Consider the following 20,878-nt stretch of genomic DNA (forward strand, 5'->3'; position numbering starts at 1 on the left):
CACCATGAGCTTCGAAATCGCAGTCGATGTCGGCGGCACCTTCACCGATCTGGTGCTCCGCCAGCCCGGACAGGAAACCCGGCACTACAAATCGTCCTCCACCGCCCGCATCGAGGAGGGCATCCTCAGCGGCATCGGCATCATCGCCGCCGACCTCGGCCTGGAACGCCAGCAGCTGCTGGAGCGCTGCAGCGACTTCGCCTGCGGCACCACCGCGGCGACCAACGCGGTGCTCGAAGGCAAGGGCGCCCGCACCGCGCTGCTGTGCACCGAGGGCTTTCGCGACACCTTGCTGATCCGCGAAGGCACGCGCCACGATGTGCTCGACCTGTATGTGGACTACCCCCAGCCCTATGTGCCGCGCCACCTCACCCACGGCATACGCGAACGCGTCAACGCCGAGGGCGGCGTGGAGATCCCGGTGGATGCCGAACAGGTGCGCGCCGTGGCCCGCCAGCTGCGTGAGCAGGGCGTGGAAGCGGTCGCGGTCTGCCTGCTGTGGTCCTTCCTGCGGCCCGACCATGAAGAGCTGGTCGGCAAGCTGGTGGCGGCCGAACTGCCCGGCGTGCCGATCAGCCTCAGCCACCAGGTCAACCCCACGCTGCGCGAATACCGGCGGGCATCGGCGGTATCGCTGGACGCATCGCTCAAGCCCATCGTGCGCGACCGCATCGGCAAGCTGGAGAGTTCGCTGCGCCAGGCGGGCTTCGCCGGCAACCTGAGCTTCGTCACCTCCAACGGCGGCCGGGCCTCTTCGGAAGAGGTGATGGGCAAGCCGGTCTACCTGTGCCTGTCGGGCCCTTCGGCGGCGCCGCGTGCGGCCAGCAGCCTGGCCCAGGCCGGCGCGCGGGACAGCCGCGACGTGATCGCCGTGGACATGGGCGGCACCAGCTTCGATGTGAGCATCGTGGTCGGCGGCCGCATTCCGACCCACCGCGAAGGCGTGATCGACGGCCACATGTTCGGCGTGCCCTCGGTGGACGTGAAGACCATAGGCGCCGGCGGCGGCTCGATCGCCCGGGTGGATGCGGGCGGCTTCATCCATGTGGGGCCGCACAGCGCCGGCGCCTTCCCCGGCCCCGCCTGCTACGGCCGCGGCGGCACGCTGCCCACGGTGACCGATGCCAACCTGGCGCGCGGCCTGCTCAATCCGCACAACTTCGCCGGCGGACAGTTCGCCCTGTCGGTGGAGAACGCGCGGCGAGCCATCGAGGAGCATGTGGCCGGCCCCCTGGGCCTGAGCGTGGAAGACGCGGCCAGCCTGATCGGCCTGGCGGCCGAGCAGAGCATGGTGGCGGCCATCGAGGACATCACCGTGCGGCGCGGCATCGATGCGCGGCGTTTCGTGATGGTCTCGGGCGGCGCCGCCGGCGGCCTGCACTCGGCCGAGATCGCCCGCGAGATGGGCATGGGCACCGTGCTGTTCCCGCAGGCCTCGGGTGTGCTGAGCGCCTACGGCATCGCCATCGGCGACTTCAGCTTCAACTTCACCCGCAGCTTCTACGCCATCTCCTCGGCCTTCAATTTCGAGGGCCTGGGCATCGTGCTCGAAGGCCTGGTGGCCGAAGGGCGCTCCTTCCTGGAACGCATGCAGGTGCCGGCGCAACGCCAGCGCCTGGCGTTCTCGGTGCAGGCGCGATATGCCGGGCAGATCTGGGAGATCACCCTGCCGCTGGACGGCGAGCGCCTGCAGGGCGAGGCCGCGCTGGCCGCACTGGTGGCGCGTTTCCATGCGCTGCACGAACAGCTCTACGCGGTGCGGGCCGAACACGATGCGGTCGAATTCATCGAATGGGACCTGCTGGCCGTGGGCGAGCGGCCGGCGCTGTCGCTGGTCGAGCCCGAGCCCGTCGGCGCCGATGCCACGGCGCGGGCGCGCGAGTTGCGCACCGTCTCGCTGGGCCGGCCGGCGCGGCCGATCCAGGTGCCGGTGTACGAACGCGCCGCACTGTTCGCCGGCGCCGTGCTGCCCGGCCCGGCGCTGGTCGAGGACCCGCTGTTCACCTGCCTGATTCCCGAGGCCTGCACCGGCCGCTACACGGCCGACCGCACCCTCATCGTCGACATCCACCCCCTTGCCCCGCAACGCCACTAGGAGCGCACCATGAAACTCTCAATCCTCAGGCGACTCGCCGTGGGCGCCGTGGCCCTTGCGCTCGGCTCGGCCGCCGCAGCGGCCACCTACACCGTCAAGCTGGCGCATGCCGCGGGCGAGCAGACGACTTTCAACCGCTCTATGCAGAAGTTCGCCGACGAGGTCCGGCAGAAGAGCCAGGGACAGATCGACATCAAGGTCTTCCACAGCAGCCAGCTCGGCGGGGAGCGCGACTACGTCGAAGGCCTGCAGCTGGGCAGCGTCGAGTTCGCGGCCGTCACCACCAGCACCATGGGCTCCTTCGAGCCGCGCATGTCGGTGTTCAGCCTGCCCTTTCTCTTTCGTTCGCCCGAGCATTTCGATGCGGTGGTGGACGGCCCCATCGGCACCGAGATCGCCGGCCGTCTCACGGCCAAGGGCATGCGGGTACTGGGCTATACCGACATGGGCTCGCGCTACATCCACAACAGCCGCCATCCGGTGAAGACGCCGGCCGACCTGGCCAACCTGAAGATGCGGGTGCCGCAGGACAACGTGCCGCTGGAGACCTATGCCGCCCTGGGCGCGCGGGCCGTGCCCATGGCCTGGCCCGAGGTGTATTCGGCGGTCAAGCAGGGCGTGATCGACGGCCTGGACAACGCGCTCATCTTCTACGAGGCCTCTGGCGTGTACGAAGGCGCGCCTTATCTCACCTATGGCGTGCCGATCTTCCAGTCCACCGGCCTGCTGATGGTCTCCGAGAGCTTCTACCGCAAGCTGCCCGATCCGCTGAAGAAGGTTGTGAGCGACGCCGCCCGCGACATGATCCCGGAACAGCGCCGCAGCTTTCGCGCCGACAGCAGCGCGGCGCTGGAACGCCTCAAGTCCAAGGGCGTGAAGGTGGAGCTGGCCGACCCCGCGCCCTTCGCCGCCAAGGCCGCGCCGGTGTGGAACAAGTTCGCGGCGCAGGTCGGCGGCCGCCAGGTCATCGACGCGATCGACAACACCGGCCGCTGAGGACAAAGCCGTGATATCCAGACTCAAGACCTTCGTCTTCACCACCCTGACGCTGGTGCTGCTGCTGTGCGTGTTCGGCCAGGTGCTGCTGCGCTACCTCACCGACGCGCCCATCGCCTGGACCGAGGAACTCTCGCGCTACACCTTCATCTGGCTGGTGATGCTGGGTGCGGCAGAGGGCTCCTACCGCGCCGGCCATTTCGCCATCGACCTGGTCACGCGCCGACTCGAAGGACGCGCGGCCCGCGGCTACCGCGCCTTCCTGGCCGGGCTCGAAGGCGTGGCCTACGCCGTGCTGGCCTATTCGGGCGCCGTGCTGCTGCCCATCGTGGCCGGACAGACCTCGATCACCCTCGGCGTGCCCTTGACCGTGGCCTATGCCGCGATACCCGTCGGCTTCGCGCTGATGGCGCTGGTCTCCTGGGTGCGCTGCGCCCGCTATTTCACCGCCCGTGCTACGGCCGGCTTCACCGAGGAACTCGCATCATGATCGCCGCATCGGGATTGCTCCTGCTGATGGGCCTGGCCATCGGCCTGCCCATCGTGGCCGCGCTGATCTGCGCCTCGGCCCTGGGCGTGCTTGGCGGCACCGGGCTGCCGGTGGGCGTGCTGGCCCAGCGGGTCTTCGTGCAGCTCGACAGCTTTCCGCTGCTGGCAGCGCCTCTTTTCATCATCGCCGGTTCGGTGATGGACCGGGGCGGCATGTCGCGCCGCATGATCGACTTCGCCGCGTCCATGGTCGGCCACATGCGGGCCGGACTGGCGCAGGTGGCGGTGATGTCGGCGGTGCTGATGTCGAGCTTCTCGGGCTCGCAGACGGCCGACACCGCGGCCATCGGCTCGGTACTGATTCCGGAGATGACCAAGCGCGGCTACCGGCCGCAGTTCGCCGCCGCGGTGGTGGCCGCGGCCGGTGGCATGGCGCTGTTGATACCGCCCAGCGTGATGCTGCTGATGTACGGCTTTCTGACCAACACCTCGATCGGCACGCTGTTCATCGCCGGCATCATCCCGGGGCTGCTGATGTGCCTGTTCGGTGCGCTGGGCGTGCACTGGGCGGCGCGGGGCGAACCGGCGCCGCCGAGCATTCCGTTCTCGTGGGCGACCTTGCGCGCCACCGGCAAGGATGCCTCCTGGGCCTTGATCATGCCGCTGCTCATCCTGGTGTGCATACGCTTCGGCATCGCCACCATCACCGAGGCGGCGGTCATCGCGGTGGTCTACGGACTGCTGGTGTCGATTTTCGTCTACGGCGACCTGAAGGTGCGCGAACTGCCGGCGCTGTTCGTCGACTCGGCGGTGCTCACCGGCGTGGTCATGGCCATCGTCGGCTGCGCGGCGATCTTCTCCTGGTACCTCACCAGCGAACGAGTGCCCTCCATGGTGGGCGAGGCCCTGCGCGAGTTCACCCACAGCAAGACCGTGCTGCTGATGCTGATGACGGTGGTGCTGCTGCTGCTCGGCGCGGTCTTCGAGATCACGGCCGCGCTCATCATGACCACGCCCATCCTGTTCCCCCTGGCCACTTCCTACGGTGTCGATCCGGTGCACCTGGGCATCCTGATCTGCGCCAACCTCGGCGTGGGCCTGTGCCATCCGCCGATCGGCGTCTGCCTGTTCGTCTCCACCGGCATCGCCAAGGTGTCGATGGAGTCGGTCATCAAGCCGCTGCTGCCGCTGCTGGCCTGGATGATCGCCGCGCTGATGCTGATCACCTATGTACCGGCGATCACGCTGGTGCTGCCCCGCCTCATGCTCAACTACGCCGGCTGAGATGCCGGCCCTCATCACCATGCCTTTCACCGCCATCCACACCCCGGGCGTCTCGATGCCCGCCGGAGCGCCGGCCTCCATGGCCACCCGCACCGCCACGCCGCACCTGCTGCACATCTCCGGCCAGCCGCCGCGCGACGCCGAGGGGCAGACCGTCTGCGTGGGCGACATCGTCGGCCAGACCGAACAGGTCATCGCCCGCATCCGGCAGATCGCCGAGGACCAGGGCGGCAGCCTGGCCGATGTCTGCCGGCTGCGGGTGTACTACACCCGGCGCGAGGACCTGCCGGCCATCATGCAGGTGCGGCTCAGGCATTTCCAGGCGCCGTATCCGGCGGTCAGCGCGGCGCTGGTGGGGCTCTACAACCCCGAATGGCTGCTGGAGATCGAGGCCACCGTGGCCCTGCCGGCATGAGCACGCCGTCTCCCACGGCCCTGGTCACCGGCGCCGGCAACGGCATCGGAAGGGCCCTGGCCCTGCGCCTGGGCCGAGCCGGCCGTCCGGTGGCGCTGGTCGACCGCGATGCGGCGGCCCTGGCGGCCGTGGCGGCGGAGATGTCCGGCCCGTGTTGCCAGGTGGTGGCCGATGTGTGCGCGGCCGATGCCGCGGCGCGCACCCGCGAGACGGTCGAGGCGCAGCTCGGGCCGGTCGGCATCCTGGTGAACAACGCCGGCATCGCACCCAAGCTCAACGGCAAGGGCGCCGGCCTGCTGCAGACCACCGATGCGATGTGGGACGAGGTGATGGCGGTGAACCTGCGCGCCATGTTCCGCTTCACCCGGGAGTTCGTGCCGCCGATGCAGGCGCGCGGCTGGGGCCGCATCGTCAATGTGTCGTCCCTGGGCGGCCGCACCCGTTCGCTCATCGCCGGGCCGGGCTACATGGCCTCGAAGGCCGCGGTGCTGGGGCTGACCCGCTCCATCGCATCGGAGTTCGCGGCCGACGGGATCACCGCCAACAGCGTGGCGCCAGGACGCATCGGCGGCCGGCTGGAGGAAGCGACCGATGCGCGCATCAACCAGCAGTATCTGGCGGCCATCCCTGTGGGCCGCTTCGGCCAGGCCGATGAAGTCGCCGCGCTGATCGAGTACCTGACCGGGGAGCATTCGGGTTTCATCACCGGCGCCGTTTTCGATATCAACGGCGGCTTCTTCATGGCCTAGCGGGCGGCAGGGTCGATGCGGCAGCGGTCCTCGCCCACCAGCTCGAACAGATCGCAGTTCGGGCCCTGCCCGATGCGGTCGACCACCGCGAAGGTCTGCCGCTGGCCCACCGCGATCAGCACGTGGTGCCAGACGCCCCGGCGGTAGTTCACGCCCTGCCTTCCATCGGTGACGAAGGCGCGGATGTTCTGCAGCGATGGCTGCTCCCCGGCCGGCGCCACCACCAGCAGGAAGGGCCGGTCGTCCAGCGGGATGAAGGCCTGGCTAGACAGGGGATGACGCTCCAGACAGGCCAGGTCCAGCGGCATCGGATAGGGCTCGGCCACGAAGAGGCTGATGCCGGGCTTTCCTTGCGCTTCCAGCACATCGACATCCGCCAGGTCGTGGAAGCGCTGCACCTTGCCGGCGTTGATCGGAAAGTGGTGGCGGCCTTCGGTCTCGATCACGTCGCCGAAGGGCGCGAAGGCTTCAGCCGTGAGCGGGAGCAGGGGGAGGATGGAGCGATGCATCGCCAAAGCTTACGGCCTGCGCCAGGACTCGGGAAACTCCGCAGCCCGCCGGCCTCACAAAAAATCCATTAACGTATACATTGATGTTTTCTCAAGAAAGCGTCTCATGTCCGATTCACGCCCCGCCATGCCTCCCGCCCCCGCCACCGGGCGCAAGGACGCGGCTTACGAACAGATCCGCCGGCTGATCCTCGACAACGTCTGGCCGCCTGGCCACCAGGCCCTGGAGCAGGAGATCGCCCTGCAGCTCGGCGTCAGCCGCACGCCGGTGCGCGAGGCCCTGATCCGCCTGGAGCAGGACGGCCTGCTGCAGATCGTGCCGCGCCACGGCATCCGGGTGCTGCCGATGTCGGCCCAGGACATGCGTGAGCTCTACGAGGTGCTGACCGCGCTGGAGAGCCTGGCCGCCGAACTGCTGGCCCTGCAGCGGCCCGACCGCGACACCCTGGCGCCGCTGGTGCAGGCCACGGACGCGATGGCGCAGGCGCTGGAGCAGGACGACCTCGACAGCTGGGCCCGCGCCGACGAGGACTTCCATGCCCGCCTGGTCACCCTCTGCGGCAACCGCATGCTGGCCGAGGCGGTCTTCAGCCACTGGGACCGCGCCCACCGCGCCCGCATGTTCACCCTGCGCCTGCGGCCCAAGCCGCTCGAATCCACCCGCGAGCACCGGGCGCTGATCGACTGCCTGCTGGCCGGCGATTCCGCCGGTGCCGGCGCGGTCAACCGCGCCCACCGCCAGCGCGCCAGCCGCGAGCTGCTCAGCCTGTTCGATCGGCTGCGGCTGCAGCAGCTCTGAGCGCGGACCGCGGCCATTCATCACCGACCCAACGACCCAGAAGGAGCTTCCCTTGAAAGACCAGTACCAGATCGCCGTCCTGCCCGGCGACGGCATAGGCCGCGAGGTCATGGCGGCCTGCGAACACGTGCTGCAGGCGGTGGAGAAACGCGTCGGCATCCGCCTGGGCCTGCAGTGGCTGCCGGCCGGCGCCCAGCACTACGTGGATACCGGCGATGCCTTGCCGCAATCCACCCTGAAGGCCTGCGAGGCGGCCGACGCCATCCTCTTCGGCGCCATGGGCCTGCCCCATGTGCGCGGCGCCGACGGCACCGAGATCATTCCGCAGCTCGACCTGCGCATGCATTTCGACCTCTATGCTGGCGTGCGGCCGATCCGCACCTTCGCCGGCCTGCCCACGCCGCTCTCCCACCCCCGGGCCCAGGCCATCGACCTGGTGCTGGTGCGCGAGAACACCGAAGGCCTGTTCTATGCCCGCGGCCGGGGCGATGTGCGCGGCGACGAAGAGGTCTTCGACACCATGCGCATCACCCGCAAGGGCACTTCGCGCATCTGCGAGTTCGCCTTCGGCCTGGCCGAGCGGCGTGCCCGGCGGCTGGGCCGCCAGGGCCACGTGACCAACGTCGACAAGGCCAACGTGTTCGCCAGCATGGCCTTCTTCCGCAAGGTCTTCGAGGAAGTCGCGGCGCGCCATGCCGGCGTGGGCAGCGACAGCGCCTATGTGGACGCGATGGCGCTGAACCTGGTGCTCAAGCCCTGGAACTACGACGTGCTGGTCACCGAGAACATGTTTGGCGACATCCTCTCCGACCTGATCGCCGCGCTGGTCGGCGGCATGGGCATGGCGCCGTCCGGCGACATCGGCGACAGGGTGGGCCTGTTCCAGCCGGCCCACGGCACGGCGCCGGACATCGCCGGCCAGGGCAAGGCCAATCCCACCGCCATGATCCTGTCGGCCGCCATGATGCTCGACTGGCTGGCCGGCCGCAGCGGCGATGCCCGCCTCGGCGACGCGGCAGCGCTGATCGAACGCTCGGTCGAACAGGTCTTCGCCTCTGGCGGCGTGCGGCCGATGGAGTTCGGCGGCGCGCACGGCACACGCGAGATCACCGAAGCCGTCACCGGCGCACTGGCCGAAGCCATGGCCGCCGTGTAGCCGTGTAGCGCCCCTCGCGCTGTTTCCCCGTCAGCTTCAAGGAGACAACCATGAAGTGCATCCGTAGAGCCGCCATCGCAGCGGCCGTATTGCTCTGCGCGCCCTGGGTCCAGGCCCAACAGTCCGCCTACCCGCCTATCCCGCCAAGCCGGTGAAGATCGTCGTGCCCTCGCCGCCGGGCGGCAGCACCGACCAGCTGGCACGCCTGATGGCCACCAGGCTCCAGGAGATCTGGGGCCAGACGGTGCTGGTGGAGTACCGCCCCGGCGCCGGCCTGACGCTGGGAGCGGATTTCGTCGCCAAGTCCCCGCCGGACGGCTACACCATCCTGATGGCGGCGGTGCACCACTCCATCGCGCCGGCGGTCTACAGGAAGCTGCCCTACAACATCGCCAAGGACCTGCTGCCGGTCACCACCCTGGCCATCGTGCCCAATGTGCTGATCGTGCCGGCCAGCCTTCCCGCCAACAACGTGCAGGAACTGATCGCCCTGGCCAAGGCCAGGCCCGGCGCGCTCAGCTACGGCAGCACCGGCGCCGGCACCGCCCACCACCTGATCGGCGAGCAGTTCAACGAGATGGCGGGCACCGACATCCTGCATGTGGCCTACAAGGGCAGCGCGCCGGCGATCACCGACATGCTGGGCGGCCAGATCACCATGATGTTCGACACCATCCCGTCCTGCCTGCCCTTCATCAAGGCCGGGCGGGTGAAAGCCCTGGCCGTGGCCACCGCCAAACGCTCGGCCACCTTGCCGGAGGTGCCCACGCTGTCGGAAGCCGGGCTGGCCGGTTTCGACATCGCCACCTGGTTCGGTTTCATGGTGCCGGCGGGCACACCGGCATCGGTGGTGGAGAAGATCAACCGCGATGCGCTGCGGGTGCTGGGCCAGCCGGAGACAAGGGCCCAGCTGCTGGCCATCGGCGCCGATCCGGTGGGCGACACACCGGCGCAGATGGGCGAGCGGATCAGCTCGGAGACGCTGAAGTTCAAGGCCCTGGCCGCCAAGGCCAATCTCAGCCTCGACTGAATGCCCGCGCTGCCTGGCGCAGCTCAGGCCACCAGCTCGGGATGCCTGCCGGCCGTCGAGCGCAGGTTCAGCAGCGGTATCGCCCGCTCCACCGCCAGGGCGGCGCGGGCCCGCAGCGCATCGTCGCTGATGCGGTAGTGGGTGAAATCCTTGTCGGTGCCATAGACACCGATGGGCAGGGTGCGGGCCTGGAAGAAGCTGAACAGGGGCCGCAGCTGGTGGTCGATGACCAGGGCATGCCGCTCGCTGCCGCCGGTGGCGGCCAGCAGCACCGGCTTGTCGATCAGGGCCTCGTGATGCACGAAATCGAAGAAATGCTTGAACAGGCCCGAGTAGGCGGCCCGGTACACCGGGCTGGCCACGACCAGCAGGTTGGCCGACTCGACCGCGGCGATCTCGGCCTCGATCTCCGGCGGCAGCTGCGAACGCGCCAGGGCGCCGGCCAGGCGTGGGCCGACCTCGCCCAGTTCGATCAGATGGCTTTGCACCGGCACGGCATCGCCGATCAGCTCGACCAGGTGTTCCACCAGGGCCAGGGTGCGGGAAGGGCGCTGGAGGCTGCCGGAGACGGCGACGACTTTGAGGGCTTTGGTCATGACGGGTGGGAAGGTTTGCGAGCTTGGACCACGCATGGTGGTTCAAGCCTTCCCGTCTGCCAAAGAGCTTGTTCGTATATGGATGAACGAATTGCTTAGAAGGCCTCAGGCCGGATAGCTCGCGGGCGGCATGTGGGCCAGCAGCTTGTCCAGCGTCACCGGATAGTCGCGCACCCGCACGCCGGTTGCGTTGTAGACCGCGTTGGCCAGGGCCGCCGCCACGCCGCACAGGCCGAGTTCACCCACGCCCTTGGCTTTCATCGGCGAGGAGACGGGGTCGGTCTCCTGCAGGAAGATCACCTCCTGGTGCGGGATGTCGGCATGCACCGGCACCTCGTAGCCGGCCAGGTCGTGGTTGACGAAGAAGCCGCGGCGCTTGTCCACCGCCAGCTCTTCCATCAGCGCCGCGCCCACACCCATGGTCATCGCGCCGATGACCTGGCTGCGCGCGGTCTTGGGATTGAGGATGCGGCCGGCGGCGCAGACGGCCAACATGCGGCGCACCCGGATCTCGCCGGTGTCCACCGCCACGCCCACTTCCACGAAATGCCCGGCGAAGGTGGACTGCTGGTACTGCTTGCCCAGGTTGCCGTACTCGATCGAGTCCTCGCCGGCCATGCCGGCTTCACCGACCGCCTCGCCGAGTGTCACGGTCTTCGCGCCCGTCCGCACCATGCCGTCGGAAAAGACCGCGTCGGCCGGCGCCACGCCGAGCTTCTGTGCGATCGCCTCGCGCAGCTTGACGCAGGCCGCGTAGACACCGGAGGTGGCATTGTTCGCCCCCCATTGCCCGCCCGATCCGGCCGAGACGGGATAGGACGAATCGCCCAGCCGCACCTCCACCTGCCGCAGCGTCACCCCCATCATCTCGGCCGCGGTCTGGCCCATGATGGTGTAGCTGCCGGTGCCGATATCGGTCATGTCGCTCTCGACGATCACCAGGCCCTTCGAATCCACACGCACCCGCGCGCCGGACTTGGTCAGCTGGTTGTTGCGAAAGCCCGCCGCCATGCCCATGCCGACCAGCCAGCGGCCTTCGCGCCGCTGCGCCGGGGTGGGGCTGCGTTGCGACCAGCCGAAACGCTCCGCGCCCAGGCGCAGGCATTCGACGAGCTGGCGTTGCGAGAAAGGGCGGCCGGGCTTTTCGGGGTCGGTCTGGGTGTCGTTGATGACGCGGAATTCGACCGGGTCCATGCCCAGCTTCTCCGCCATCTCGTCCATGGCGATCTCCAGCGCCATCAGGCCCGGTGCCTCGCCGGGTGCGCGCATGGCGTTGCCCTCCGGCAGGTCCAGCGGCGACAGGCGCAGTGCGGTGTAGCGATGGGCGCCGGCATAGAGCAGCCGGGTCTGGGCGATGGCGTTCTCCGGCTTGCCGCCGGCCAGGTTGCCCGACCAGCTTTCGTGGGCGATGGCCGAGATGCGGCCGTCCTGCGCGGCGCCGATGCGGATGCGCTGGATGGTCGCGGGCCGGTGCGTGCCGTTGTTGGCCATCAGCGGCCGCTGCATGGCCACCTTCACCGGGCGATTCGCCGCCCGGGCGCCGAGGGCTGCCAGCACCGTGTCCGCCCGCAGGAAGAGTTTGCCGCCGAAGCCGCCGCCGATATAGGGCGAGACCAGGCGCACCTTGTCGGGCGCCAGGCCCAGGGTGGTGGCCAGGTCGGCCGCGGTCCAGGCGATCATCTGGTTGGAGATCCACACCGTGAGCCTGTCGCCTTCCCAGGCGGCGAGCGAGGCGAAGGGCTCCATCATGGAATGGCTCTGGTCCGGCGTGGTGTAGGTGGCGTCGAGTTGCACCGGCGCCGCCGGGAATTCGCCAGCGAAATTGCCGACCACGCTTTCCGGGTTGGGCACCGCCGGCACGGTGGCCGACGCGCGCGATGCCGCCAGGTCGAAGGCGCCGGGCGTGCTCACGTAGTCGATCTTCAGCAGCTGCGCGGCGGCGCGGGCCTGCTCGAAGGTTTCGGCCACCACCAGGGCGACGGCCTGGTGGTAATGATCGATGCCCGGACCGCCCAGCAGCCTGGCGCTGTTGAACTTGCCCTTGCCGAGCTTGCCCGCGTTCTGGGCGTTGACCACGGCCAGCACGCCGGGCGCGGCCAGCGCGGCGCGGGTGTCCATGGCGGCGATGCGGCCCTTGGGGATGGACGATCCGACGATGTAGCCATAGGCCTGGCGGGCGACCACATCGTGCTGCTCGTAGGCATAGCGGGCCAGGCCGCTGGTCTTGAGAGGACCGTCGATGCGGTCCAGCGGCTGGCCGACGACCTTCAGCTGGTCGATCGGGTTGGTGGAGGCGGGGGTTTCGAATTTCATGGTTCTTCAGCCCTTTGCCTGTGCCAGCACGCCGGCGAGCGTGCGCTCGGCCAGGGTGATCTTGAATTCGTTCTCCGGCGTGGGGCGCGCGCCTTCGAGGAGCGCCGCCGTGGTGGCCCTTGCGCCCAGCGGCAGCAGGGCCTCGGCCTTTTCGACCCGCCAGGGCTTGTGCGCCACGCCGCCCAGGGCGACGCGGCCGCTGCCGTCCTTCTGCACGATGGCCGCCACCGACACCAGCGCGAAGGCATAGGAGGCCCGGTCGCGCACCTTGCGGTAGATGTGGGTGCCGCCGACGGGTGCAGGCAGGGTCACGGCGGTGATGAGTTCGCTGCGCTCCAGCGACGTCTCGATATGCGGCGTGTCGCCGGGCAGGCGGTGGAAGTCCGCGATGGGAATGCGGCGCTGGCGGCCGTCGGCGCGCATGGTCTCCACGGTGGCGTCCAGCGCGCGCAGCGCCACCGCCATGTCGCTGGGATGGGTGGCGATGCAGGCCTGGCTGCCGCCCACCACCGCATGCTGGCGGGTGACGCCGCCGATGGCCGAGCAGCCGGCGCCGGGCTGGCGCTTGTTGCAGGGCATGTTGGTGTCGTAGAAGTAGGGGCAGCGGGTGCGCTGCAGCAGATTGCCGGCGGTGGTCGCCTTGTTGCGCAGCTGGCCCGATGCGCCGGCGAGCAGGGCGCGGGACAGCAGGCCGTAGTCGCGCCGAACGGAGGCGTGCGCCGCCAGGTCGGTGTTGCGCACGATGGCGCCTATACGCAGGCCGCCGTCGGCGCTGCTTTCGATCCTGTCCAGGCCCAGTCCGTTGACGTCGATCAGGTGGGCGGGCGCCTCGATCTGCAGCTTCATCAGGTCCAGCAGATTGGTGCCCCCGGCGATGAACCGGGCCTGCGGGTTGCCGGCCGCGGCGATGGCGGCCGAGCGGACGGATACGGCGCGTTCGTAGGTGAAGGGTTTCATGCCGCGCCCCCCTTCGATCCGGCGACCTCGACGATCGCCTCCAGGATGTTGGAGTAGGCGCCACAGCGGCAGATGTTGCCGCTCATGCGTTCGCGGATTTCCTCGGCCGAGAGCAGCGGCCGCGCGGTGAGGTCGCCGCTGACATGGCTGGGAATGCCCGCCTCGATCTCCTTCAGCACACTCACCGCCGAACAGATCTGGCCCGGCGTGCAGTAGCCGCACTGATAACCGTCGTGCTTGACGAAGGCGGCCTGCATCGCATGCAGCTGCTGCGGATGGCCCAGGCCTTCGATGGTGGTGACCTGGGCGCCTTCGTGCATCACCGCCAGCGTGAGGCAGGAGTTGATGCGGCGGCCGTCGACGATGACGGTGCAGGCGCCGCACTGGCCGTGGTCGCAGCCCTTCTTGGTGCCGGTCAGGTGCAGGTGCTCGCGCAGGGCGTCGAGCAGGGTGGTGCGGGTATCGAGCGTGAGGGTTTCGAGGCGGCCGTTGACGGTCAGGGTGACGGGCATGCCGGCCTGGCTTTCGGCGGGCGGGGACGCGGGTGCCGCCTTCGCCGGTTCGGCGGCCGTGGCGGCCACCGTCGAGGCGGAGGCCGCTCCCACGATGAACAGGTCCCGGCGGGTCAGTGCGGGGTCTAGCGGATTTTCCATCGTGCGCTTCCTTCTTTGAGGGTGGTCCGTCGGTGGACGGTGGAGCCGAATCTCCAATGTAGGTTCCACCGGGAATCCGCGCTAGCCACCATTGCCTGGCTGCTCCATCATGTTTTCCTTGTCAATTCGAGGCCTTGGCTTATTCGCCGGTCCACGGCTTCATAATCTCGCCCGCGGCGCATTCCTGCGCAGAATTCGGATTTTCAAAGGCAACATGAAGGCGTTGAAGGATTTATTGGCGGAAAAAGCCGCCCTGGAGGCCGCGATCAGCGGCGCCCACCAAAAAGCATCCCAGGAGGCACTGGCCCAGGTGCACCAGCTCATCGCGGAATTCGGTTTCACCGCCCAGCAGGTATTCCCCTGGAAGCCGCAGGTCAAGAAGGTCGCGGCCAAGTATCTCGACGAAAAATCCGGCGCCACCTGGACCGGCCGCGGCAAGCCGCCGGCCTGGATCGTGGGCAAGGACCGCGATGATTTTCTGATCGAGCGGCCCGAGCCGGCCGACCGCGCGCCTTTCCTCGCGGAAATGGCTGCCGCGGCGGCGAACCGGCACCGCTGACCCGGTCGGCACTGAATCGCTGATCAAGACCATGAAAATCGAGATCGACGACCTCAGCCGTCCCGCGATTCACGCGCTGCTTCAGGAGCATCTTCAGAACATGCATGAACTCTCGCCCGCCGAGAGTGTTCATGCCCTGGACCTGGAGAAACTCCGCCAGCCCGGGATCAGCTTCTGGAGCGCCTGGCAGGACGATCGACTGATGGGCTGCGGCGCCCTGAAGGAACTCGACGGCCGGCACGGCGAGATCAAGTCCATGCGCACGCCTCAGGCACTGCGGGGCCGGGGCGCCGGCAAGGCCATCCTCGCGCACATCGTCGAAGTGGCCCGGGCCAGGGGCTACGACCGCCTGAGCCTGGAAACCGGCACGGCCGACGCCTTCCTGCCGGCGCACCGGCTCTACGAACGGTCCGGTTTCGTGCGCTGCGGGCCCTTCGGCGATTACGCCGAGGACCCCCACAGCGTCTTCATGACGCTGCACCTGTCGAATCCGGCCGCGGTCTAGAACAGGTCGATCGGTATGCGCAGGTAGGTGCTGCCGTTGGTGTCGGGCGGCGGCAGGTGGCCGCCGCGCATGTTGACCTGCACCGCCGGCAGCATCAGTGCCGGCAGCGCCAGGCCCGCATCGCGCTGCCTGCGCAGCGCCACGAAATCGGCTTCGGCCACGCCATCGCGCACATGGATGTTGGCGGCGCGCTGCTCGGCCACCGTGCAATGGCAGCGCGGGGCGCGGCCGGGCGGCGGATAGTCGTGGCACACGTACAGCTCGGTCCCGGCCGGCAGGGCCAGCAGCTGCCGGATGGAGGCGAAGAGCGCACCGGCATCGCCGCCGGGAAAATCGCAGCGGGCGGTGCCCACATCGGGCATGAACAGGGTGTCGCCGACGAACACCGCGTCGGCGCCGCCGTCCCAGGCGTGGATGCGATAGGCCATGTCGGCTGGTGTGTGTCCGGGCACATGCAGCGCCGTGGCCTGCAGGCGGCCGATGGCCAGGCGTTCGCCCGGCTGGAAGAGGTGGTCGAACTGCGAGCCGTCCACCGGCATGTCGATCGCGTTGAAGACGCCCCGAAACCTTTGCTGCACCTCGGTGATGCCCGCGCCTATGCCGAGCCGGCCGCCCAGCCGCTGCTGCAGCCAGGGCGCGGCAGAGAGGTGGTCGGCATGGGCATGGGTCTCCAGCAGCCAGACAACTTGCAGCGAGTGCTGCCGCACATGGTCCACGATGGCCTGCGCGGGAGCGGCGTCGGTGCGGCCGGAGCGCAGGTCGAAGCCCAGCACCGGATCGACGATGGCGCAGCTGCCGGCGCCGTCGTCGATCACGTGCGAACAGGTGGAGGTGGCGGCATCGAAGAAGGTCTGGACATGCAGGTGCACGATGAACTCCCGGGCTCTGCCTGAATTTTAAAGAATGACCCTATGCTGGCGGGCTCGTTTCCTGACGCGGGGCGGCACGCCTCTTTTCACCCATGCTGACACTCCACCACCTGGGCAAGTCCCAATCCGAACGCATCGTCTGGCTGCTGGAGGAACTGGCGCTGCCCTATGAACTGGTGCACCACACGCGGGATGCGGTGACGCAGCTGTCGCCGCCCGCCCTGCAGGCCCTGCATCCGCTGGGCGCGGCGCCGGTGATCGTCGATGGCGCCATCCTGCTCGCCGAGTCCGGGGCCATCGTGCAGTACATCCTGGGCCGTTATGGACAGGGCCGCCTGGCGCCGGCACCGGAGCATCCGGGCTTCGCCGACTACCTCTACTGGTTCCACTTCGCCAACGGCAATCTGCAGGCCCTCATGGGCCGCAACATGGTGCTGGGCCGGTTGGACCTGCCAGCCGACAACGCCGTGCTCGCCTCGACCCGCGGCCGGCTGGACCGGGCCCTGCGCCTGATGGACCAGCGCCTGGGCGAGCTGCCTTTCCTCGCCGGGCAGGCGCTGACGGCCGCGGACATCATGACGGTGTTCTCGCTCACCACCATGCGCTATTTCTGCCCGCTGGACCTGAGTCCCTATCCGCAAGTGCTGACCTACCTGCAGCGGATCGGCCGGCTGGACAGCTACCGCCGCGCGATGGCCAAGGGCGATCCGGGGATGCCCTTGCTGCTCGATTGAGCCGGTACCCGGCCCCGGGCCGTCAGGCCAGCGCCTTGCCGAAGGTGTCCAGCAGGCGCGACCAGGCGCGTTCGGACTGGGCGGCGTCGTAGACCTGGGTGTCGGGCGGGCACCAGCCATGGGCGGCCGGGTACACCTCCACCTCGGACTGCAGCTTGGCGCCGTCGAAGGCGGCGCGCAGGGCGAGCTTGGCTTCCGGGTCCTTCTTGTCGTCGTTCTCGGCGACTGCGATCAGGTAGCGGGCCTGGGTCTGGGCGACCAGGCGGTGCGGGCTGTCGGGTGCCGGGGTGACCATGGCGGCGCCGTGGAAGGTGGCGACGGCGCCCACGCGGCCGGGCGCGACCGTGGCGGTACGAACCGCGATCGGGCCGCCCATGCAGTAGCCGGTGGTGCCGAGCTTGCGTTTCTTGTCCACTTCGGGCTGGGCATCGAGCCAGGCCACGAAGGACTTGCCGTCGCTCAGGTGCATGGCCGGCGTCAGCGCCTGCATCAGCGGCATCACTTCGGCGATGGGTGTCTTGCCGCCCTGCGCCGCCGTGGGCGCCTTCATCTGCCGGTAGAAGGGGTTCACCACCAGCACGCTGTAGCCCGATTCGGCCAGGCGGCGGGCCATCTGCCGGAAGGCCGGGCGAAGGCCGAACACGTCGGGCCAGATCAGCACGCCGGGCGCGGGGCCGGATGTGGGCGCGACGAAATAGGCGTCGCAGCTGCCGTCGGCGGTGGCGATGCTCACATCGCGCTCGGCCACCGCCACGGCGTTGGCCACCGCGGGCAGCGCAGCCAGCATGCCGGCGGACGCGGCCCACACGGCGAAGTCGCGGCGCTTGTACTTCTTCAGCTCTTCCTGGTCATGCAGATCGCACATGTTGGGTTCCTGGTTGGATCACATCGAACTAAAAGGGGGACGTGCGCTTGTGCCACAAGTCGCAGGGGCGATCAAGCAGGCATGCAAGGCGCCCAAAAAAAAGCCGGCCGGATGCGTATCCGGCCGGCTTTCCCGTGGGCGAAGGCTTTCAGCGAACCGGAGCCGCCGCGGCTTTGATTTCCTTGCGCATGTCGCGCACCTGCTCGGCGCTGACCGCCGGGCCCTGGTTGCCCCAGGTCTTGCGCACGAAGCTGGCCACCTGGGCCACTTCGGTATCCGTCAGGCGGTCGGCGAAGCCGGGCATGGCGAAATGCGTGGGCGCCGTCTGCGTGCTCGGCATCTCCGCACCCTGGAGGATGATGTGCACCACCGAGCTGGGGTCCTGGGTGCTCAGCGTGGGGTTCTGCGCCAGCGCGGGGAACACGCCCTCGTAGCCCTTGCCGGAGGTGCGGTGGCAGGCCGCGCAGTTGTCCACGAAGAGCAGGGCGCCCACGTCCTTGGTCGTGCCTTCGAACATGGCCTTGGCATCGGTGTCCACATAGGCCTGGGCCGCGGCATCGGGCTTGAGCGGCGGCAGAGTCTTCAGATAGGCGGCCATGGCCTGCAGGTCGCGGTCGCTCATGTACTGCGTGCTGTGCTGCACCACGTCGGACATGGAACCCACCGCGGCGCCATGGGCGTTGCGGCCGGTCTTGAGCAGCTCGACGATGTCCTGCTCGCTCCAGGCGCCCAGGCCGTCGGCCTTGTCGCCGCGCAGGTTGCGCGCCAGCCAGCCTTCCAGCACCGCGCCGGAGAGGAAGGCCGGGCCGTCCGCATCGGTGCCGGCCTTCTCCTGCAGGGCGACGCCACGCGGGGTGTGGCAGGTGCTGCAATGGCCGAGGCCGGTGACCAGGTACCGGCCCACGGCGATCTTGTCGCCCTGGTCCACCGGCGTGTTGTCCGCCACCGGGGTGGGGGCGAACATGCGGCGCCAGAAGGACAGCGGCCAGCGCATGGACAGCGGCCAGCTGATGTCCGTGCCGCGGTTGGCCTGCGCCACCGGCGCGACGCCCTGCATGAAGTACGCATAGAGCGCCTTCACATCGTCGGGCTTGACGTAGGCATACGAGGTGTAGGGCATGGCCGGGTACAGCGTGTGGCCTTCCTTGGCGATGCCGTGGCGCACGGCATTGTCGAAGTCTTGCAGCGTGTAGCTGCCGATGCCGCTCTGCTTGTCCGGCGTGATGTTGGTGCTGTAGATGGTGCCGATGGGCGAGGCCATCGGCAGGCCGCCGGCGAAGGGCTTGCCGCCCGCGGCCGTGTGGCAGGCGATGCAGTCGCCGGCGCGGGCCAGGTACTGCCCGCGCAGCACCAGCGGGTCCTTGGAATCGACGCCGGGGGCTTCGGCCACCGGCACCGGCGGGTCGCCGATGGTCAGGTCCCTGGCGGGCGCCTGGGTGGCGGTCGAGATGCCCCAGGCGCCGGCCAGTGCCAGGGCCAGCAGGGAAGCGGAGATGGTCAGGAACTTGCGCATGTCCACTGCCTCCTCAAGCCTGCACCAGGGGCTTGCCCGGGTTCTTCAGGTACTGGGTCTTGATGGCGTTGAGCGACCAGTAGGCCAGCGCGCCGACCAGGCCGGTCGGGTTGTAACCCATGTTCTGCGGGAACACGCTGGCACCCTGGACGAACACATTGGGCACGTCCCAGCACTGCAGGTAGCGGTTGACGACGCTGGTCTTGGGGTTCTCGCCCATGATGGTGCCGCCGGTGGTGTGGGTGCTCTGGTAGGGGCGCGTGTCGTAGTGCGAGCCCTTCTTGCGGATGCCCACCCAGTATTTGTCCGGCTTCATTTCCTTGGCGATGCGTTCGACCTGCTCGCTGACGTACTTGATCATGTTGAACTCGTTGTCGTGCCAGTCGAAGGTCATGCGCAGCAGGGGCTGGCCGAAGGAGTCCTTGTAGGTGGGATCCAGGTCGAGGTAGGTGTCCTGGTAGGGCATCACCGAGCCGGACATGCCGATGTTCAGGATGCGCTGGTAGCCCTCCTGCACGCCGGCCTTCCAGCCGCTGCCCCAGGTGGGGGTGCCGGGCTTGGCGGCGGCCTGGCCGATCGGGCGCCCGCCGGTGCGCGCGTGGCGGATCACCGCGCCGCCGATGAAGCCCAGCGGGCCGTGGTCGAACTGGTCGGCGTTGTAGTCGTCCATCGAGACGCCGGCCGCGCCCGCGCCGATGAAGGGGTTGAGGTAGGTGCCCTTGGGCATCAGCACGCTCACGCCGCCGTTCATCTGGTAGGCGTAGTTCTTGCCGACCACGCCTTCGCCGGTCTTCGGGTCGTAGGGCTTGCCGATGCCCGACAGCAGCATCAGGCGCACGTTGTGCATCTGGAAGGCGCACAGGATGACCATGTCGGCCGGCTGCTCGCACTCGCGGCCTTGCGAGTCGATGTACAGCACGCCGGTGGCCATCTTGTTGTCCTTGTCCATCAGGACCTTGAGCACATGCGAGCGGGTGCGCAGCTCGAAGTTGGGCTTCTTCATGAGCACCGGCAGGATCGTCGTCTGCGGCGAAGCCTTCGAGTACATGTAGCAGCCGTAGTTTTCGCAGAAGCCGCAGAAGTTGCAGGGCCCCAGGCGCACGCCGTAGCTGTTGGTGAAGGGCTCCGAGGCGTTGGCGGCCGGCAGCGGGTAGGGGTTGAAGCCGGCGGCCTTGGCGGCGGTCTCCACCAGGCTCGCGCCGTAGTGGTTCTTCAGCGCGGGCGTGGGAAAGGGCTTCGTGCGATTGCCTTCCAGGGGGTTGCCGCCCGGCTGCTTGACACCGTTGAGCACGCCCGCGGTGCCGGACACGCCGGCCACGTATTCGAACTGCGAGTAGTAGGGCTCCAGCTCGTCGTAGGTGACGCCGTGGTCCTGCGGCGTCATGCCTTCTGGAATGAACTTCTTGCCGTAACGCTCGACGGTGCGGCTGTACACGCGCAGCTCTTCGGGCAGGTTGCGGTAGGTCATGCCGTTCCAGTGGAAGCCGGCGCCGCCGACGCCGTTGCCCAGCAGGAAGGAGCCGTGCTGGCGGTAGGGCAGCGCGGTGTCATCGGGCTTGTGGCGGATGGTCACGGTCTCGGACGACAGGTCCTGGAACAGCTTGCCGCGGATCGAGTAGGCCAGCTCGTCGATCACCTTGGGGTACTGGGCGTCGGTCGGCGTGTCCTGCATGGGACCGCGCTCCAGCGCCAGCACCTGCAGGCCTTCGGCGGTGAGTTCCTGCGCCATGATCGCGCCGGTCCAGCCGAAGCCGACCAGCACCACGTCCACTTTGTCTTTCTTGATCGCCAT

The 20,878-nt window shown here is 68.8% G+C and carries 21 protein-coding genes; 12 read left to right on the forward strand and 9 right to left on the reverse strand.

The features are described 5' to 3' along the window. Positions 1 to 4 precede the first annotated feature (4 nt). Genes GT347_RS26790 through GT347_RS26815 form a run of 6 tightly spaced genes read left to right on the forward strand, consistent with a single transcriptional unit; the run spans position 5 to position 6,028 of the window. A complete protein-coding gene (locus GT347_RS26790) occupies positions 5 to 2,095 on the forward strand; it encodes a hydantoinase/oxoprolinase family protein (protein ID WP_160555087.1) in 2,091 nt (696 codons plus the stop codon). 9 nt (positions 2,096 to 2,104) lie between these two features. Beyond that, on the forward strand, positions 2,105 to 3,091 hold the full coding sequence (locus tag GT347_RS26795; protein WP_160555088.1) for a TRAP transporter substrate-binding protein: 987 nt from the start codon (positions 2,105 to 2,107) through the stop codon (positions 3,089 to 3,091). Positions 3,092 to 3,101: 10 nt separating this feature from the next. Further along, on the forward strand, positions 3,102 to 3,581 hold the full coding sequence (locus GT347_RS26800; protein ID WP_160555089.1) for a TRAP transporter small permease: 480 nt from the start codon (positions 3,102 to 3,104) through the stop codon (positions 3,579 to 3,581). Continuing rightward, the gene (locus GT347_RS26805; RefSeq protein WP_160555090.1) at positions 3,578 to 4,864 is read left to right on the forward strand and encodes a TRAP transporter large permease; all 1,287 of its coding nucleotides are present in this window, start codon (positions 3,578 to 3,580) and stop codon (positions 4,862 to 4,864) included. Before GT347_RS26800 ends, GT347_RS26805 begins: the two co-directional genes overlap by 4 nt. Position 4,865: 1 nt before the next feature. Beyond that, positions 4,866 to 5,279, forward strand: a complete 414-nt coding sequence (locus tag GT347_RS26810; RefSeq protein WP_160555091.1) for a RidA family protein — start codon at positions 4,866 to 4,868, stop codon at positions 5,277 to 5,279. Further along, positions 5,276 to 6,028 (forward strand): SDR family oxidoreductase, encoded by a 753-nt coding sequence (locus tag GT347_RS26815; RefSeq protein WP_160555092.1) that lies wholly within the window; start codon positions 5,276 to 5,278, stop codon positions 6,026 to 6,028. The genes GT347_RS26810 and GT347_RS26815 overlap by 4 nt, the downstream gene beginning before the upstream one ends. On the opposite strand, the gene GT347_RS26820 is transcribed toward GT347_RS26815, so the two are convergent. Then, positions 6,025 to 6,537 carry an ureidoglycolate lyase gene (locus tag GT347_RS26820; RefSeq protein ID WP_160555093.1) on the reverse strand — a complete coding sequence of 171 codons (513 nt, stop codon included), beginning with the start codon at positions 6,535 to 6,537 and terminating at the stop codon, positions 6,025 to 6,027. The two genes, GT347_RS26815 and GT347_RS26820, sit on opposite strands and share 4 nt — an antisense overlap. Before the next feature lie 127 nt (positions 6,538 to 6,664). On the opposite strand from GT347_RS26820, the gene GT347_RS26825 reads away from it, so the two are divergent. The 3 genes from GT347_RS26825 to GT347_RS26835 all read left to right on the forward strand — a co-directional run bounded on the left by GT347_RS26825 (position 6,665) and on the right by GT347_RS26835 (position 9,522). Then, positions 6,665 to 7,336 (forward strand): GntR family transcriptional regulator, encoded by a 672-nt coding sequence (locus GT347_RS26825; protein WP_229722558.1) that lies wholly within the window; start codon positions 6,665 to 6,667, stop codon positions 7,334 to 7,336. A gap of 52 nt (positions 7,337 to 7,388) precedes the next feature. Beyond that, positions 7,389 to 8,492 carry an isocitrate/isopropylmalate dehydrogenase family protein gene (locus GT347_RS26830; RefSeq protein WP_160555095.1) on the forward strand — a complete coding sequence of 368 codons (1,104 nt, stop codon included), beginning with the start codon at positions 7,389 to 7,391 and terminating at the stop codon, positions 8,490 to 8,492. A 151-nt stretch (positions 8,493 to 8,643) separates the two neighbouring features. Beyond that, positions 8,644 to 9,522, forward strand: coding sequence for a tripartite tricarboxylate transporter substrate binding protein (locus GT347_RS26835; protein ID WP_229722560.1), 879 nt, complete (start codon positions 8,644 to 8,646; stop codon positions 9,520 to 9,522). Between the two features lie 23 nt (positions 9,523 to 9,545). Here GT347_RS26835 and msuE read toward each other — a convergent pair whose 3' ends face one another. The 4 genes from msuE to paoA all read right to left on the reverse strand — a co-directional run bounded on the left by msuE (position 9,546) and on the right by paoA (position 14,041). Further along, complete coding sequence (msuE, locus tag GT347_RS26840; protein WP_160555096.1) at positions 9,546 to 10,118, reverse strand: FMN reductase; 573 nt, start codon at positions 10,116 to 10,118, stop codon at positions 9,546 to 9,548. Positions 10,119 to 10,223: 105 nt separating this feature from the next. Continuing rightward, complete coding sequence (paoC, locus tag GT347_RS26845) at positions 10,224 to 12,431, reverse strand: aldehyde oxidoreductase molybdenum-binding subunit PaoC (RefSeq protein WP_160555097.1); 2,208 nt, start codon at positions 12,429 to 12,431, stop codon at positions 10,224 to 10,226. A gap of 6 nt (positions 12,432 to 12,437) precedes the next feature. Beyond that, positions 12,438 to 13,388, reverse strand: coding sequence for an FAD binding domain-containing protein (locus GT347_RS26850; RefSeq protein WP_160555098.1), 951 nt, complete (start codon positions 13,386 to 13,388; stop codon positions 12,438 to 12,440). Continuing rightward, positions 13,385 to 14,041, reverse strand: a complete 657-nt coding sequence (paoA, locus tag GT347_RS26855; protein WP_160555099.1) for an aldehyde dehydrogenase iron-sulfur subunit PaoA — start codon at positions 14,039 to 14,041, stop codon at positions 13,385 to 13,387. The genes GT347_RS26850 and paoA overlap by 4 nt, the downstream gene beginning before the upstream one ends. A gap of 109 nt (positions 14,042 to 14,150) precedes the next feature. Here paoA and GT347_RS26860 point away from each other — a divergent pair, with 109 nt between their 5' ends. Next, positions 14,151 to 14,600, forward strand: coding sequence for an H-NS histone family protein (locus tag GT347_RS26860; RefSeq protein ID WP_326830370.1), 450 nt, complete (start codon positions 14,151 to 14,153; stop codon positions 14,598 to 14,600). A gap of 31 nt (positions 14,601 to 14,631) precedes the next feature. Next, the gene (locus GT347_RS26865) at positions 14,632 to 15,105 is read left to right on the forward strand and encodes a GNAT family N-acetyltransferase (RefSeq protein WP_160555100.1); all 474 of its coding nucleotides are present in this window, start codon (positions 14,632 to 14,634) and stop codon (positions 15,103 to 15,105) included. Here the strand turns inward: GT347_RS26865 and GT347_RS26870 are convergent. After that, a complete protein-coding gene (locus GT347_RS26870) occupies positions 15,102 to 15,974 on the reverse strand; it encodes an MBL fold metallo-hydrolase (RefSeq protein ID WP_195812376.1) in 873 nt (290 codons plus the stop codon). The two genes, GT347_RS26865 and GT347_RS26870, sit on opposite strands and share 4 nt — an antisense overlap. A 92-nt stretch (positions 15,975 to 16,066) precedes the next feature. On the opposite strand from GT347_RS26870, the gene GT347_RS26875 reads away from it, so the two are divergent. Continuing rightward, entirely contained in the window at positions 16,067 to 16,708 is a 642-nt protein-coding gene (locus GT347_RS26875; RefSeq protein WP_160555101.1) for a glutathione S-transferase family protein, read from the forward strand. Between the two features lie 22 nt (positions 16,709 to 16,730). Here GT347_RS26875 and GT347_RS26880 read toward each other — a convergent pair whose 3' ends face one another. The 3 genes from GT347_RS26880 to GT347_RS26890 form a co-directional block, all read right to left on the reverse strand. Next, positions 16,731 to 17,573 carry a dienelactone hydrolase family protein gene (locus GT347_RS26880; RefSeq protein WP_160555102.1) on the reverse strand — a complete coding sequence of 281 codons (843 nt, stop codon included), beginning with the start codon at positions 17,571 to 17,573 and terminating at the stop codon, positions 16,731 to 16,733. Positions 17,574 to 17,721: 148 nt separating this feature from the next. Continuing rightward, on the reverse strand, positions 17,722 to 19,086 hold the full coding sequence (locus GT347_RS26885) for a c-type cytochrome (protein ID WP_160555103.1): 1,365 nt from the start codon (positions 19,084 to 19,086) through the stop codon (positions 17,722 to 17,724). 13 nt (positions 19,087 to 19,099) lie between these two features. Beyond that, on the reverse strand, positions 19,100 to 20,878 hold the full coding sequence (locus GT347_RS26890) for a GMC family oxidoreductase (protein ID WP_160555104.1): 1,779 nt from the start codon (positions 20,876 to 20,878) through the stop codon (positions 19,100 to 19,102).

The organism is Xylophilus rhododendri (assembly GCF_009906855.1).
In the GTDB taxonomy this organism is placed as follows: domain Bacteria; phylum Pseudomonadota; class Gammaproteobacteria; order Burkholderiales; family Burkholderiaceae_C; genus Xylophilus; species Xylophilus rhododendri.

What these genes read in the sequence shown, in the direction of transcription:
- paoC (WP_160555097.1), bottom strand. Translation starts at nt 12,431, where the DNA reads ATGAAATTCGAAACCCCCGCCTCCACCAACCCGATCGACCAGCTGAAG.
- GT347_RS26875 (WP_160555101.1), top strand. Translation starts at nt 16,067, where the DNA reads ATGCTGACACTCCACCACCTGGGCAAGTCCCAATCCGAACGCATCGTC.
- GT347_RS26865 (WP_160555100.1), top strand. Translation starts at nt 14,632, where the DNA reads ATGAAAATCGAGATCGACGACCTCAGCCGTCCCGCGATTCACGCGCTG.
- paoA (WP_160555099.1), bottom strand. Translation starts at nt 14,041, where the DNA reads ATGGAAAATCCGCTAGACCCCGCACTGACCCGCCGGGACCTGTTCATC.
- GT347_RS26810 (WP_160555091.1), top strand. Translation starts at nt 4,866, where the DNA reads ATGCCGGCCCTCATCACCATGCCTTTCACCGCCATCCACACCCCGGGC.
- GT347_RS26805 (WP_160555090.1), top strand. Translation starts at nt 3,578, where the DNA reads ATGATCGCCGCATCGGGATTGCTCCTGCTGATGGGCCTGGCCATCGGC.
- GT347_RS26825 (WP_229722558.1), top strand. Translation starts at nt 6,665, where the DNA reads ATGCCTCCCGCCCCCGCCACCGGGCGCAAGGACGCGGCTTACGAACAG.
- GT347_RS26820 (WP_160555093.1), bottom strand. Translation starts at nt 6,537, where the DNA reads ATGCATCGCTCCATCCTCCCCCTGCTCCCGCTCACGGCTGAAGCCTTC.
- GT347_RS26850 (WP_160555098.1), bottom strand. Translation starts at nt 13,388, where the DNA reads ATGAAACCCTTCACCTACGAACGCGCCGTATCCGTCCGCTCGGCCGCC.
- GT347_RS26880 (WP_160555102.1), bottom strand. Translation starts at nt 17,573, where the DNA reads ATGTGCGATCTGCATGACCAGGAAGAGCTGAAGAAGTACAAGCGCCGC.
- msuE (WP_160555096.1), bottom strand. Translation starts at nt 10,118, where the DNA reads ATGACCAAAGCCCTCAAAGTCGTCGCCGTCTCCGGCAGCCTCCAGCGC.
- GT347_RS26885 (WP_160555103.1), bottom strand. Translation starts at nt 19,086, where the DNA reads ATGCGCAAGTTCCTGACCATCTCCGCTTCCCTGCTGGCCCTGGCACTG.
- GT347_RS26790 (WP_160555087.1), top strand. Translation starts at nt 5, where the DNA reads ATGAGCTTCGAAATCGCAGTCGATGTCGGCGGCACCTTCACCGATCTG.
- GT347_RS26860 (WP_326830370.1), top strand. Translation starts at nt 14,151, where the DNA reads ATGTTTTCCTTGTCAATTCGAGGCCTTGGCTTATTCGCCGGTCCACGG.
- GT347_RS26795 (WP_160555088.1), top strand. Translation starts at nt 2,105, where the DNA reads ATGAAACTCTCAATCCTCAGGCGACTCGCCGTGGGCGCCGTGGCCCTT.
- GT347_RS26890 (WP_160555104.1), bottom strand. Translation starts at nt 20,878, where the DNA reads ATGGCGATCAAGAAAGACAAAGTGGACGTGGTGCTGGTCGGCTTCGGC.
- GT347_RS26815 (WP_160555092.1), top strand. Translation starts at nt 5,276, where the DNA reads ATGAGCACGCCGTCTCCCACGGCCCTGGTCACCGGCGCCGGCAACGGC.